Origin of the sequence: Streptomyces sp. NPDC102270 (genome assembly GCF_044766405.1) — a bacterium.
Taxonomy (GTDB): Bacteria; Actinomycetota; Actinomycetes; order Streptomycetales; family Streptomycetaceae; genus Streptomyces.
The window spans coordinates 294,050-309,022 of sequence record NZ_JBIWLX010000004.1; the positions used below are offsets into that span (position 1 = coordinate 294,050).

A 14,973-nucleotide genomic window follows, 5' to 3' on the forward strand; every position below is an offset into this window, starting at 1 on the left:
GACCCTCACAACCACCCCACAGTGGCCAGACAGGAACAATCGGGGCAGCCTCGCCGCACAGTTGGCCGAAGCCTCGGGAAGACGTCCCGCGGAGTTCGCCCACTCTTCACCCGCCGGGAGGGCAACCCCATACGACGGCGAAAGGGCCCGTACGACCGAAGTCGTACGGGCCCCTTCAGAGACCTACCGGGTCAGAGACCCGACCGGGCCGAGATCAGGCGGTGATCTTGGTGACCTGGCCGGCGCCGACCGTCCGGCCACCCTCACGGATGGCGAACTTCAGGCCCTCTTCCATGGCGACGGGCTGGATGAGCTCCACCTTCATCTCGGTGTTGTCACCCGGCATGACCATCTCGGTGCCCTCGGGGAGGGTCACCACGCCGGTCACGTCCGTCGTCCGGAAGTAGAACTGCGGACGGTAGTTGTTGAAGAACGGCGTGTGGCGGCCACCCTCGTCCTTGGACAGGATGTAGGCCTGGGCCTCGAACTGGGTGTGCGGCGTGACCGAACCCGGCTTGATGATGACCTGGCCGCGCTCGACGTCCTCGCGCTTGATGCCACGGAGGAGCAGACCGACGTTCTCACCGGCCTGGCCCTCGTCGAGCAGCTTGCGGAACATCTCGATGCCGGTGACCGTGGTGGTGGTCTTCTCGGTCTTGATGCCGATGATGTCGACGGTCTCGTTGACCTTGAGGACACCACGCTCGATACGACCGGTGACGACGGTGCCACGACCGGTGATCGTGAAGACGTCCTCGATCGGCATCAGGAACGGCTTGTCGACGTCACGCTCGGGCTGCGGGATCGCCTCGTCGACGGCGGCCATCAGGTCGAGGACCGTCTGGCCCCATTCCTTGTCGCCCTCGAGCGCCTTGAGCGCCGAGACCTTGACGACCGGCAGGTCGTCGCCCGGGAACTCGTACTCGGAGAGGAGCTCACGAACCTCGAGCTCGACGAGCTCCAGGATCTCCTCGTCGTCCACCATGTCGGCCTTGTTCAGGGCGACGACGATGTAGGGGACGCCGACCTGGCGGGCCAGGAGCACGTGCTCCTTGGTCTGCGGCATCGGGCCGTCGGTGGCGGCGACCACGAGGATGGCGCCGTCCATCTGCGCCGCACCCGTGATCATGTTCTTGATGTAGTCCGCGTGACCGGGGCAGTCGACGTGGGCGTAGTGACGCGTCTCGGTCTGGTACTCGACGTGCGCGATCGAGATGGTGATACCGCGCTGGCGCTCCTCGGGAGCCTTGTCGATCTGGTCGAAGGCCGAGGCCTCGTTCAGGTCCGGGTACGCGTCGTGCAGCACCTTGGTAATGGCGGCCGTAAGGGTCGTCTTACCGTGGTCGATGTGACCAATGGTGCCGATGTTGACGTGGGGCTTAGTCCGCTCGAACTTCGCCTTCGCCACGGGGTCCTCCTGTGGAGTGGTTCTGAACGCCTTGCTTCATCGGCGCCAGGTGATCTTTGCTGGAAAGCCTCGGCCCGGGGGCACTCTCCCCGCAAATGCGGGTGAATGCCCCTCCGGGCTCCGGAGTCAAGCCTAAAGCGTGCGAACGCGGTGCGTTACTCGCCCTTGGCCTTCGCGATGATCTCCTCGGCGACGTTCCGCGGAACCTCGGCGTAGGAGTCGAACTGCATCGAGTAGCTTGCGCGACCCGACGTCTTGCTGCGGAGGTCTCCGACGTAGCCGAACATCTCCGAGAGGGGCACGAGGCCCTTCACGACGCGGGCACCGGCCCGCTCCTCCATGGCCTGGATCTGACCACGGCGGGAGTTGATGTCGCCGATGACCTCACCCATGTAGTCCTCGGGCGTGGTGACCTCAACGGCCATCATCGGCTCGAGCAGCACGGGGCTTGCCTTGCGCGCGGCCTCCTTGAAGGCCTGCGAGCCGGCGATCTTGAACGCGAGCTCGGAGGAGTCGACCTCGTGGTAGGCACCGTCGAGAAGCGTGACGCGAACGCCCGTCATCTCGTACCCGGCGAGGATGCCGAACTGCATGGCCTCCTGCGCACCGGCGTCCACCGAAGGGATGTACTCCTTCGGGATACGGCCACCGGTCACCTTGTTCACGAACTCGTACGAGGCGTCGCCGCTCTCGATCGGCTCGATCGCGATCTGCACCTTGGCGAACTGGCCGGTTCCACCAGTCTGCTTCTTGTGCGTGTAGTCGACGCGCTCGACGGCCTTGCGGATCGTCTCACGGTAGGCGACCTGCGGCTTGCCGACGTTGGCCTCGACCTTGAACTCACGGCGCATACGGTCGACCAGCACCTCGAGGTGCAGCTCGCCCATACCACCGATGATGGTCTGGCCGGTCTCCTCGTCCGAGTGGACCTGGAAGGAGGGGTCCTCCTCCGCGAGACGCTGGATGGCGACACCCAGCTTCTCCTGGTCACCCTTGGACTTGGGCTCGATGGCGACCTGGATCACCGGCGCCGGGAAGTCCATGGACTCCAGGATGACCGGGTTCTTGTCGTCGCTCAGCGTCTCACCGGTGGTGGTCTGCTTGAGGCCCATGACGGCGACGATGTCGCCGGCGCCCACCGACTCGATCTCCTCACGCTTGTTCGCGTGCATGCGGTAGATCTTGCCGATGCGCTCCTTCTTGCCCTTGACGGAGTTCAGCACCGCGGAGCCGGACTCCAGGCGACCGGAGTAGATCCGGACGAAGGTGAGCTTGCCCAGGTGCGGGTCGCTCATGATCTTGAACGCCAGTGCGGACAGCGGCTCGTCGTCGGACGGCTTGCGCTTGACGACGACCTCGGGGTCCTTGACGTCGTGGCCTTCGATGGCCTCGACGTCGAGCGGGGTCGGCAGGTAGCGCACGACCGCGTCGAGCAGGGGCTGGACGCCCTTGTTCTTGAACGCGGTCCCGCAGAACACCGGGGTGACGGTGACGCCGTCGGACTTGCCGGACGCGATGGTGATACGACGGATCGCGGCGTACAGCTGCTCCTCGGTGGGCTCCTGGCCCTCCAGGAACAGCTCCATGATCTCGTCGTCGTTCTCCGCGACGGCCTCGACCAGCTTGCCGCGGTACTCCTCGGCAGCCTCGGTGTGCGTGGCCGGGATGTCGACGACGTCGTACATCTCGCCCTTCGCCGCCTCGGCGGACCACACGAGCGCCTTCATGCGGACCAGGTCCACAACGCCCTTGAAGTCCATCTCGGCGCCGATCGGCAGCTGCATGACGAGCGGGACGGCGCCCAGACGGTCCGAGATCATGTCCACACAGCGGTGGAACTCGGCGCCGGTACGGTCCAGCTTGTTCACGAAGCAGATGCGCGGCACGCCGTAACGGTCGGCCTGACGCCACACCGTCTCGGACTGCGGCTCGACACCCGCGACACCGTCGAACACCGTGACGGCACCGTCGAGGACGCGGAGCGAACGCTCCACCTCGACCGTGAAGTCGACGTGCCCGGGGGTGTCGATGATGTTGATCGTGTAGTCGTCGTCCTCGAGCGGCCAGTGACAGGTGGTGGCAGCAGAGGTGATCGTGATGCCACGCTCCTGCTCCTGCTCCATCCAGTCCATGGTGGCGGCGCCGTCGTGGACCTCACCGATCTTGTAGCTGACGCCGGTGTAGAAGAGGATCCGCTCGGTGGTGGTCGTCTTGCCCGCGTCGATGTGGGCCATGATCCCAATGTTGCGGACCTTGGCCAGGTCAAGTGAAGTGGTAGCCATAAGGCTTCAGTCTTCTCTCGGTCTCGATGGGGTCTGCGACTACCAGCGGTAGTGCGCGAAGGCCTTGTTGGACTCGGCCATCTTGTGGGTGTCCTCGCGCTTCTTGACGGCCGCACCGAGGCCGTTCGAAGCGTCGAGAAGCTCGTTGAGCAGACGCTCGGTCATGGTCTTCTCGCGACGGGCGCGGGAGTAACCGACCAGCCAGCGCAGCGCCAGCGTGTTGGCGCGGCCGGGCTTGACCTCGACCGGCACCTGGTAGGTGGCGCCACCGACACGGCGGGACTTGACCTCAAGCGTGGGCTTGATGTTCTCCAGCGCGCGCTTCAGCGTGATGACCGGGTCGTTGCTGGTCTTCTCGCGCAGGCCCTCCATGGCGCCGTACACGATGCGCTCGGCGGTGGAGCGCTTGCCGTTCAGCAGCACCTTGTTGATCAGGGAGGTGACAAGAGGAGAACCGTAGACCGGGTCGATGATGACCGGGCGCTTCGGGGCGGGGCCCTTACGAGGCATTCTTACTTCTCCTTCTTGGCGCCGTAGCGGCTGCGGGCCTGCTTGCGGTTCTTGACACCCTGGGTGTCGAGCGAACCACGGATGATCTTGTAGCGAACACCGGGCAGGTCCTTCACACGGCCGCCGCGCACGAGCACGATCGAGTGCTCCTGCAGGTTGTGTCCCTCACCCGGAATGTAAGCAGTGACCTCGATCCCGCTGGTCAGACGCACACGCGCGACCTTACGCAGGGCCGAGTTCGGCTTCTTCGGGGTGGTCGTGAACACGCGCGTGCAGACGCCACGGCGCTGGGGCGAACCCTCGAGCGCGGGCGTCTTGTTCTTCTCGACCTTGTCCTGCCGGCCCTTCCGGACCAGCTGCTGGATCGTAGGCACTACTTCTCCGGTTTCTGTGTGCCGAGTGTGAAGCTAACCTGGAACTTCGCCGACCCACGCGGTCGGGTGTGTCGAAGCCGCGGACTCCCGCCGCAAGGCGAAAAGGGCGCAGATTACGGTGGCCGCTTACGACTCCCCCTATGCGGTTGAAGGCACGCACGGGAGCCAGGGCACACCCCAGGCACAAGGTCTGAGCGTACCCAGCTGATTCGCTGCGGTCAAAACAGATGGACGAGCGCAACCTCTCGCTACGGCCGGTGTCAAGCCCCTACGCCGTGGATGATCTTCGATTTCACATGGTGCACACGCACGAGCGGCGTCTTCTCGCGGCGCTCACCCGGAGGCGAGGCCCACCGCGATCAGCAGCGTCATCACGACCGACCACGCGGCGATCGACAGCCAGCCGAACACGAGCCCGGTCAGCGCGAGCCCGTCACCGCCTTCTCCGGTCCGCTCCATCTCCGCCCGCGCCGCGTGGCCGAGGATCACCGCCGGAATCCCGGTGAACCCGAAGGTCGGCACGCACAGCAGCCCGCACACCGCGGCTCCGACCGCCTTCCCGTTGGCCCGCGGCCGCGGGGCGGGCAGGAACGTCCGCGGTACGGCCATGACGGGCACAGGCTGCGGCATGGGCCCGAGCGGCAGGTCGGACACCAGCAGCGCCAGCTCCCCGACGGTCCGCGCGCCGTAGGCCCGCTCCACCCGCTTGTCGAACTCGCCCTTCTCCAGCCGCCCCTCGCCGTACCCGGCCCGCAGCACATCGACGGCCCGCTCACGGTCGGCGTGGGAGGCGAGCATGGCGGAGGCGACGGGCTGCGGGGCGGCGTACGGGGGCCAGGGATGGGCCACAGGGGCACCCGCGCCGGACCAGGGCCCCGCCACGGGGCCGTCTCTTCCCGGCCCTGACGGCGGCTCGTCCTTGCCCTGCCACGGTTGCCACGACGGTTGCGACACAGGAGCACCCCCTGGGCGGTCGAATGCCTCCATGATGCTCCAACGCTGCGATACCGGGACAGGTTCCCGCATCTCCAGCGGGAAACCCCCGGCCGGCCCAGCCCCGAGACGCCCGGATACCGCCCGAGCACGCCGGAGGGCGGCCACCCCACAGGGTGACCGCCCTCCGACTCAAGCAGCCCGATTACTGGTTGTACGGCCCGTAGTCGTAGTCCTCCAGCGGAACAGCCTGGCCGGACCCCGTGCCGAACGGCGAGTAGTCGATGTCGTCGTAGCCGACGGCCGAGTACATCGCGGCCTTGGCCTCCTCGGTCGGCTCGACCCGGATGTTGCGGTAGCGGGACAGACCCGTACCGGCCGGGATGAGCTTACCGATGATGACGTTCTCCTTGAGGCCGATGAGGCTGTCGGACTTGGCGTTGATCGCCGCGTCCGTCAGAACTCGGGTCGTCTCCTGGAAGGAGGCGGCCGACAGCCAGGATTCCGTCGCCAGCGAGGCCTTGGTGATACCCATCAGCTGCGGACGACCGGAGGCCGGGTGACCGCCCTCCTGGACCACACGACGGTTCTCGGTCTCGAACTTCGAGCGCTCGACCAGCTCGCCGGGCAGCAGCTCGGCGTCGCCGGACTCGATGATCGTCACACGGCGCAGCATCTGCCGGATGATGATCTCGATGTGCTTGTCGTGGATCGACACACCCTGCGAGTTGTAGACCTTCTGGACCTCGCCGACCAGGTGGACCTGGACGGCACGCTGGCCCAGAATGCGCAGCACGTCGTGCGGGTTGGTGGCACCCACGGTGAGCTTCTGGCCCACCTCGACGTGCTCGCCCTCGCTGACCAGGAGTCGGGCGCGCTTCGAGATCGGGAACGCCGTCTCGTCGCTGCCGTCGTCCGGCGTGATGACGATCTTCTTGGTCTTCTCGGTCTCCTCGATCCGCACGCGGCCCTGGGCCTCGGAGATCGGGGCGACACCCTTCGGGGTACGGGCCTCGAAGAGCTCGACGACACGCGGCAGACCCTGGGTGATGTCGTCACCGGCCACACCACCGGTGTGGAAGGTACGCATCGTCAGCTGGGTACCGGGCTCACCGATGGACTGGGCGGCGATGATGCCGACCGCCTCACCGATGTCGACCAGCTTGCCGGTGGCCAGCGAGCGGCCGTAGCACATGGCGCAGGTGCCGACGGCGGACTCGCAGGTCAGGACCGAGCGGGTCTTGACCTGGGAGACGCCGTGCCTCACGAGCTCGTCGATGAGGACGTCGCCGAGGTCGGTGTTGGCCGGGGCCAGCACCTTGCCGTCGACGGTGATGTCCTCTGCCAGCGCACGTGCGTACACGCTGGTCTCGACGTCGTCCGCCTTGCGCAGCACGCCGTCCGCGCCGACCTCCGCGATGTTGAGCTTGAGGCCACGGTCGGTGCCGCAGTCCTCCTCGCGGATGATGACGTCCTGCGAGACGTCCACCAGACGACGGGTCAGGTAACCCGAGTCGGCGGTACGCAGGGCGGTGTCCGCCAGACCCTTACGGGCACCGTGCGTGGAGATGAAGTACTCCAGCACGGACAGGCCCTCACGGAAGGACGCCTTGATCGGACGCGGAATCGTCTCGTTCTTGGCGTTCGACACCAGACCACGCATACCGGCGATCTGCCGCATCTGCATCATGTTTCCTCGGGCACCCGAGTCAACCATCATGAAGATGGGGTTCGTCTTGGGGAAGTTCGCGTTCATCGCCTCGGCGACCTCGTTGGTCGCCTTGGTCCAGATCGCGATGAGCTCCTGAGTGCGCTCTTCCTTGGTGATCAGACCGCGCTCGTACTGCTTCTGGACCTTCTCGTCCTGCGCCTCGTAGCCCTTGACGATCTCCTTCTTCGCCTCGGGAACGACGACGTCGGAGATGGCCACGGTGACGCCGGAACGGGTGGCCCAGTAGAAGCCCGCCGCCTTCAGGTTGTCGAGCGTCGCCGCCACGATGACCTTGGGGTAGCGCTCGGCCAGGTCGTTGACGATCTCGGAGAGCTGCTTCTTGCCCACCGAGTAGTCGACGAACGGGTAGTCCTCGGGCAGCAGCTCGTTGAAGAGCGCGCGGCCCAGGGTGGTGCGCAGGCGGAAGGTGTCCCCCTGCTGCCACTCCGGCTCGCCCTCCTCCTGCGCAGGCGGCGTCCAGCCACGCGGCGGGATGGTGCCCACCGGGAAGCGGATGTCGATCTGCGACTGGAGTGCCAGCTCGCCGGCGTCGAACGCCATGATCGCCTCGGCCGTGGAGCCGAACGCGCGGCCCTCGCCCTTGGTGTCACGCAGCTCGCCGTCGGTGGTGAGGAAGAACAGACCGAGGACCATGTCCTGGGTCGGCATCGTCACCGGACGGCCGTCGGCGGGCTTGAGGATGTTGTTCGAGGACAGCATCAGGATGCGGGCCTCGGCCTGCGCCTCCGCGGACAGCGGAAGGTGTACGGCCATCTGGTCGCCGTCGAAGTCCGCGTTGAACGCGGTGCAGACGAGCGGGTGGATCTGGATGGCCTTGCCCTCGACCAGCTGCGGCTCGAAGGCCTGGATGCCGAGGCGGTGCAGGGTGGGAGCACGGTTCAGCAGCACCGGGTGCTCGGCGATGACCTCTTCGAGGACGTCGTACACGACCGTGCGGCCGCGCTCCACCATGCGCTTGGCGCTCTTGATGTTCTGCGCGTGGTTCAGGTCCACCAAGCGCTTCATCACGAACGGCTTGAACAGCTCCAGCGCCATCGCCTTCGGCAGACCGCACTGGTGCAGCTTGAGCTGCGGACCGACGACGATCACGGAACGCGCGGAGTAGTCCACGCGCTTGCCGAGCAGGTTCTGACGGAAACGGCCCTGCTTGCCCTTGAGCATGTCGGACAGCGACTTCAGCGGACGGTTGCCGGGGCCCGTGACCGGGCGACCACGACGGCCGTTGTCGAAGAGCGCGTCGACGGCCTCCTGAAGCATGCGCTTCTCGTTGTTCACGATGATCTCGGGCGCACCGAGGTCAAGGAGCCGCTTCAGGCGGTTGTTGCGGTTGATCACACGGCGGTACAGGTCGTTCAGGTCGGAGGTCGCGAAGCGGCCACCGTCCAGCTGCACCATCGGGCGAAGGTCCGGCGGGATGACCGGGACGCAGTCGAGGACCATGCCCTTGGGGCTGTTGGAGGTCTGCAGGAAGGCAGACACGACCTTCAGCCGCTTCAGCGCACGGGTCTTCTTCTGGCCCTTGCCGGTACGGATGATCTCGCGGAGACGCTCGGCCTCCTCGTCGAGGTCGAAGGACTCCAGGCGCTTCTGCAGCGCCGCGGCACCCATCGAACCGTCGAAGTACGTGCCGAAGCGGTCACGCAGCTCGCGGTAGAGCAGCTCGTCACCTTCGAGGTCCTGGACCTTGAGGTTCTTGAAGCGGGTCCACACCTCGTCGAGGCGGTCGATCTCGCGCTGCGCACGGTCGCGTAGCTGCTTCATCTCACGCTCGGCACCCTCGCGCACCTTGCGGCGCACGTCGGCCTTGGCACCCTCGGCCTCCAGCTCGGCCAGGTCGCTTTCCAGCTTCTTGGCGCGGGCCTCGAGGTCGGCGTCACGACGGTTCTCGACCTGCTGACGCTCCACGGAGACGTGCGCCTCCAGGGAGGGCAGGTCACGTGTGCGGCGCTCCTCGTCGACGTACGTGATCATGTACGCCGCGAAGTAGATGACCTTCTCGAGGTCCTTGGGAGCCAGGTCGAGCAGGTAGCCCAGACGCGACGGGACGCCCTTGAAGTACCAGATGTGCGTGACGGGGGCGGCCAGTTCGATGTGGCCCATCCGCTCACGACGCACCTTGGCGCGAGTGACCTCGACGCCGCAGCGCTCACAGATGATGCCCTTGAACCGGACACGCTTGTACTTGCCGCAGTAGCACTCCCAGTCCCGGGTCGGACCGAAGATCTTCTCGCAGAAGAGTCCGTCCTTTTCGGGCTTGAGCGTGCGGTAGTTGATCGTCTCGGGCTTCTTGACCTCGCCGTGGCTCCACTGACGGATGTCGTCGGCGGTGGCCAGGCCGATCCGGAGCTCATCGAAGAAGTTGACGTCGAGCACTATGCGTCAATCCCTCTCAGGGTTGTAAGTCTTAGGGGTCTGAAACGGGGGTCCAGGGGCCGGCCGGAGGTCCTCACCAGGTCCTCCGGCCGGACTCCCGTCAGACCTCTTCGACGCTGCTCGGCTCGCGCCGGGACAGGTCGATGCCGAGCTCTTCCGCAGCGCGGAAGACGTCCTCGTCGGTGTCGCGCATCTCGATGGACATGCCGTCCGAGGACAGCACCTCCACGTTGAGGCACAGGGACTGCATCTCCTTGATGAGCACCTTGAAGGACTCGGGGATGCCGGGCTCGGGGATGTTCTCGCCCTTGACGATGGCCTCGTAGACCTTCACGCGGCCGGTGACGTCGTCGGACTTGATGGTCAGCAGCTCCTGGAGGGCGTACGCGGCGCCGTATGCCTCCAGCGCCCACACCTCCATCTCACCGAAGCGCTGGCCACCGAACTGGGCCTTACCACCCAGCGGCTGCTGGGTGATCATCGAGTACGGACCGGTCGAGCGGGCGTGCAGCTTGTCGTCGACCAGGTGGTGGAGCTTGAGGATGTACATGTAGCCGACCGAGATCGGCTCCGGGAACGGCTCGCCGGAGCGGCCGTCGAACATCCTCGCCTTACCGGTGGGCTGCACCATGCGCTCACCGTCGCGGTTCGGGATGGTGTGCTGCAGCAGACCCGCGAGCTCGTCCTCACGCGCACCGTCGAAGACGGGGGTGGCGACGTTGGTGCCCGGGTCGACCTGGTCGGCACCGATGACCTGCAGGCGCTTGGCCCAGTCCTCGCCGAGGCCGGAGACGTCCCAGCCGCGGCTGGCGAGCCAGCCGAGGTGGATCTCCAGGACCTGTCCCGGGTTCATTCGGGACGGCACACCCAGCGGGTTGAGGATGATGTCGACCGGGGTCCCGTCCTCGAGGAACGGCATGTCCTCGATGGGCAGGATCTTGGAGATGACACCCTTGTTGCCGTGCCGGCCGGCGAGCTTGTCACCGTCCGTGATCTTGCGCTTCTGCGCCACGTAGACACGAACCAGCTGGTTCACGCCCGGCGGCAGCTCGTCGCCCTCTTCACGGTCGAAGACGCGGACGCCGATGACCTTGCCGATCTCGCCGTGCGGCACCTTCAGCGAGGTGTCACGGACCTCACGGGCCTTCTCACCGAAGATCGCACGGAGCAGGCGCTCCTCCGGCGTCAGCTCGGTCTCGCCCTTGGGCGTGACCTTGCCGACGAGGATGTCGCCGGCGACGACCTCGGCACCGATACGGATGATGCCGCGCTCGTCGAGGTCGGCGAGGACCTCCTCGGAGACGTTCGGGATGTCCCGGGTGATCTCCTCGGGGCCGAGCTTGGTGTCACGGGCGTCGACCTCGTGCTCCTCGATGTGGATCGAGGAGAGGACGTCGTCCTGCACGAGGCGCTGCGACAGGATGATCGCGTCCTCGTAGTTGTGACCCTCCCACGGCATGAACGCCACGAGCAGGTTCTTGCCCAGCGCCATCTCGCCGTTCTCGGTGGCCGGACCGTCGGCCAGGACCTGGCCCTCGATGATCCGGTCGCCCTCGTTGACGATGACCTTCTGGTTGACCGAGGTGCCCTGGTTGGAGCGGGCGAACTTGGCCAGGCGGTACGTGATGTACGTGCCGTCGTCGTTGGCGGTGGTGATGTAGTCCGCGGAGACCTCCTGGACCACACCCGCCTTCTCGGCCTTGACCACGTCACCGGCGTCGACTGCGGAGCGGTACTCCATGCCGGTGCCGACGAGCGGGGCCTCGCTCTTGATGAGCGGCACCGCCTGACGCATCATGTTCGCGCCCATGAGGGCACGGTTGGCGTCGTCGTGCTCGAGGAACGGGATCATGGCGGTCGCGACCGACACCATCTGGCGCGGCGAGACGTCCATGTAGTCGACGTCGTCACCGGGGACGTAGTCGACCTCGCCGCCACGACGGCGGACCAGGACACGGTTCTCGGAGAACCGCATGTCGTCGTCGAGCGTGGCGTTGGCCTGCGCGATGACGAAGCGGTCCTCCTCGTCGGCCGTGAGGTAGTCGACCTCGTCGGTGACGATGCCGTCGGTGACCCGGCGGTACGGCGTCTCCACGAAGCCGAACGCGTTGACGCGGCCGTAGGAGGCGAGCGAACCGATCAGACCGATGTTCGGGCCTTCGGGCGTCTCGATCGGGCACATGCGTCCGTAGTGGGACGGGTGCACGTCACGGACCTCGAAGCCGGCCCGCTCACGGGAGAGACCACCCGGGCCAAGAGCCGACAGACGGCGCTTGTGGGTGAGACCCGACAGCGGGTTGTTCTGGTCCATGAACTGCGACAGCTGGCTGGTGCCGAAGAACTCCTTGATGGAGGCGACGACCGGCCGGATGTTGATCAGGGTCTGCGGCGTGATCGCCTCGACGTCCTGGGTCGTCATGCGCTCACGGACGACGCGCTCCATACGAGCCAGACCCGTACGGACCTGGTTCTGGATGAGCTCGCCGACGCTGCGCAGACGACGGTTGCCGAAGTGGTCGATGTCGTCGGTCTCGACGACGATGCTGCCACCGCTGTCACCGACCGTCTCGGTCTCGCCCGCGTGCAGCTTCACCAGGTACTTGATCGTCGAGATGATGTCCTCGACGGTCAGGATGCCCGCGTCCAGCGGAGCGTCCGCACCCAGCTTCTTGTTGACCTTGTAGCGGCCGACCTTGGCGAGGTCGTAACGCTTCGGGTTGAAGTAGAGGTTCTCCAGAAGGGTCTGGGCGGCCTCACGGGTGGGGGGCTCGCCCGGACGCAGCTTGCGGTAGATGTCGAGCAGCGCGTCGTCCTGGCCCTGGGTGTGGTCCTTCTCCAGGGTGGCGCGCATCGACTCGTACTCGCCGAACTCCTCCAGGATCTGCTCGGTGGTCCACCCGAGAGCCTTCAGGAGCACGGTGACGGACTGCTTGCGCTTGCGGTCGATGCGGACACCGACCATGTCGCGCTTGTCGATCTCCATCTCCAGCCAGGCACCCCGGGACGGGATGATCTTGGCCGAGAAGATGTCCTTGTCGGACGTCTTGTCGATGGAGGAGTCGAAGTAGACACCCGGCGAGCGGACCAGCTGGGACACCACGACACGCTCGGTGCCGTTGATGACGAAGGTGCCCTTGCCGGTCATGAGCGGGAAGTCGCCCATGAAGACCGTCTGGGACTTGATCTCGCCGGTCTCGTTGTTGGTGAATTCGGCCGTCACGAAGAGCGGAGCCGCGTACGTGAAGTCGCGCTCCTTGCACTCGTCGATGCTGTTCTTCGGCGGCTCGAAACGGTGGTCGCGGAACGTCAGCGACATCGACCCGGAGAAGTCCTCGATCGGGGAGATCTCCTCGAAGATCTCCTCCAGACCGGACTTGGTGGGGACGTCCTGACCGGACTCAAGAGCCTCCTCGACCCGACTCTGCCAGGCGGAGTTCCCGAGCAGCCAGTCAAAGCTCTCGGTCTGCAGCGCGAGCAGGTTGGGAACCTCGAGAGGCTCCTTGATCTTTGCAAAAGAGATGCGCAGCGGGGCGGTGCTGGCGGCGTTGTTCGTATTCGCGGTCGAGGCAGTGCGCGAGGCGGCCAAGAGGGGGTCCTTCCGAGGGCTCGGACTCACTACGCGCTCCCCGGGCCCTCCTCCGCGACACAGGGACAGGTCTCTCCGATTCGGCCGAGAGGCCAGGTCAGAGATGTCCGGTCGTCAGTGCTGAGGCGAGGGCAGACCCCTGGTGACGGGCAGGGGGCAGCTAACAGGCAGCGCAAAGGGTCAGTGTAGCCACTTGGCGCACTGATGTCCAGCCCCGCTTTTCTGCCCAGTCTTCAAAAACTCTCGCTGCCCTCAACGTCCTCTGCATGGTGCCCTCAACGCACGTTGATACTGCCCTCTTCGTCGCCGATCCATGCCTCGGAATCGGACCGTTCTGGCGACGCGTCCTGAGAATTGCGCGCTGCGTGCGGTTCGTCAAGGCCCCCCTGCCCGAACCTGAGATTCCGGGAGACACGAACGAAGATCACCATACCCCTCGCCCACGAGGCCGCAAGGCAACCGTGACCGCGCCTCCAGGAACGCCGAAGAGCGACCACCCGGATGGATGATCGCTCTTCGGCGCTTGCGCGTTACAGGCCGATCGGGGCCTGTGGGGTGTTACTTGACCTCGACGGAGGCGCCGGCGCCCTTGAGGGACTCGGCGGCCTTCTCGGCGGCGTCCTTGGCGACCTTCTCGAGGACGGGCTTCGGGGCGCCGTCCACGAGGTCCTTGGCCTCCTTCAGACCCAGGGAGGTCAGCTCACGCACGACCTTGATGACCTGGATCTTCTTCTCGCCCGCACCGGTGAGGATGACGTCGAACTCGTCCTTCTCCTCCTCGACCGGGGCAGCCGGGCCACCCTGGGCCGGGCCCGCGACGGCGACGGCCGCGGCGGCGGTGACGTCGAACTTCTCCTCGAAGGCCTTCACGAACTCGGAGAGCTCGATGAGGGTCATCTCCTCGAACTGCGCGAGCAGGTCTTCCTGGCTGAGCTTCGCCATGAGGGGCGATCCTTCCACTAATGTCGGCAGGTGCCGGTTGTATCGATACGGCGGGCGTACTTACGGCCCGCTACGACCCGCGCCTCAGGCGGCGTGGATCAATGCGCGAGCCGAGTTACTCGGCACCGCCCTGCTCGTCCTGCTTGGCGCGAAGCGCGTCCACGGTGCGGACGAGCTTCGACGGGAGCGCCTGGAAGACCTGAGCAGCCTGAGTCTGCTTGCCCTTGAAGGCGCCCGCCAGCTTGGCGAGCAGAACCTCGCGGGACTCGAGGTCCGCGAGCTTCTTGATCTCATCGGCGGACAGCGCCTTGCCGTCAAGGACACCGCCCTTGATGACGAGGTTCGGGTTGTCCTTGGCGAAGTCACGAAGACCCTTCGCCGACGTCACCGGGTCACCGGTGATGAAGGCAACCGCTGTCGGACCGTTGAACAGGTCGTCGAGCGTCGAGATCCCGGCCTCGTTGGCCGCGATCTTGGTCAGCGTGTTCTTCACCACGGCGTACTGGGCGTCTTCACCGAGCGAACGACGCAGCGTCTTGAGCTGCGCCACGGTGAGACCCCGGTACTCGGTCAGCACGGCGGCGTTCGAGCTGCGGAACTGCTCCGTCAGCTCGGCTACCGCGGCAGCCTTGTCGGGCCTTGCCATAGAGCGTCGGCCTCCTTCCGGGTGATGAGGACCGCTCGGAAGGGGCTGCACAAAACGAAACGCCCCGGCGCAGGCGCACGGGGCGTTGCTCTACCGGAATCACTGACGCGATCCTGGGAGCACTTCCACGGTCACCTGCGCGGGTCGTCCGCAGTTTTCAGCGGATCCTTCGGCCACCGCCCCCTCT

The 14,973-nt window shown here is 66.1% G+C and carries 9 protein-coding genes; all 9 read right to left on the reverse strand.

What is annotated here, in order from left to right:
- Nucleotides 1-214: 214 nt before the first annotated feature.
- Nucleotides 215-1,408, reverse strand: coding sequence for an elongation factor Tu (gene tuf, locus ACIRP7_RS09155; protein ID WP_403655577.1), 1,194 nt, complete (start codon nt 1,406-1,408; stop codon nt 215-217).
- Nucleotides 1,409-1,563: 155 nt separating this feature from the next.
- Entirely contained in the window at nt 1,564-3,690 is a 2,127-nt protein-coding gene (fusA, locus tag ACIRP7_RS09160) for an elongation factor G (protein WP_020118526.1), read from the reverse strand.
- Between the two features lie 39 nt (nt 3,691-3,729).
- Nucleotides 3,730-4,200 carry a 30S ribosomal protein S7 gene (gene rpsG, locus ACIRP7_RS09165; protein WP_007384059.1) on the reverse strand — a complete coding sequence of 157 codons (471 nt, stop codon included), beginning with the start codon at nt 4,198-4,200 and terminating at the stop codon, nt 3,730-3,732.
- 2 nt (nt 4,201-4,202) lie between these two features.
- The gene (gene rpsL / locus ACIRP7_RS09170; protein WP_003948652.1) at nt 4,203-4,574 is read right to left on the reverse strand and encodes a 30S ribosomal protein S12; all 372 of its coding nucleotides are present in this window, start codon (nt 4,572-4,574) and stop codon (nt 4,203-4,205) included.
- A 333-nt stretch (nt 4,575-4,907) separates the two neighbouring features.
- A complete protein-coding gene (locus ACIRP7_RS09175; RefSeq protein WP_403655580.1) occupies nt 4,908-5,456 on the reverse strand; it encodes a DUF1707 and DUF4190 domain-containing protein in 549 nt (182 codons plus the stop codon).
- A gap of 256 nt (nt 5,457-5,712) precedes the next feature.
- On the reverse strand, nt 5,713-9,612 hold the full coding sequence (locus ACIRP7_RS09180; protein ID WP_403655582.1) for a DNA-directed RNA polymerase subunit beta': 3,900 nt from the start codon (nt 9,610-9,612) through the stop codon (nt 5,713-5,715).
- Between the two features lie 100 nt (nt 9,613-9,712).
- A complete protein-coding gene (gene rpoB / locus ACIRP7_RS09185; RefSeq protein ID WP_352389247.1) occupies nt 9,713-13,198 on the reverse strand; it encodes a DNA-directed RNA polymerase subunit beta in 3,486 nt (1,161 codons plus the stop codon).
- A 558-nt stretch (nt 13,199-13,756) separates the two neighbouring features.
- Nucleotides 13,757-14,140 carry a 50S ribosomal protein L7/L12 gene (gene rplL / locus ACIRP7_RS09190; protein ID WP_403655584.1) on the reverse strand — a complete coding sequence of 128 codons (384 nt, stop codon included), beginning with the start codon at nt 14,138-14,140 and terminating at the stop codon, nt 13,757-13,759.
- Nucleotides 14,141-14,255: 115 nt separating this feature from the next.
- Nucleotides 14,256-14,786, reverse strand: a complete 531-nt coding sequence (rplJ, locus tag ACIRP7_RS09195) for a 50S ribosomal protein L10 (protein ID WP_007384048.1) — start codon at nt 14,784-14,786, stop codon at nt 14,256-14,258.
- Nucleotides 14,787-14,973: the final 187 nt, after the last annotated feature.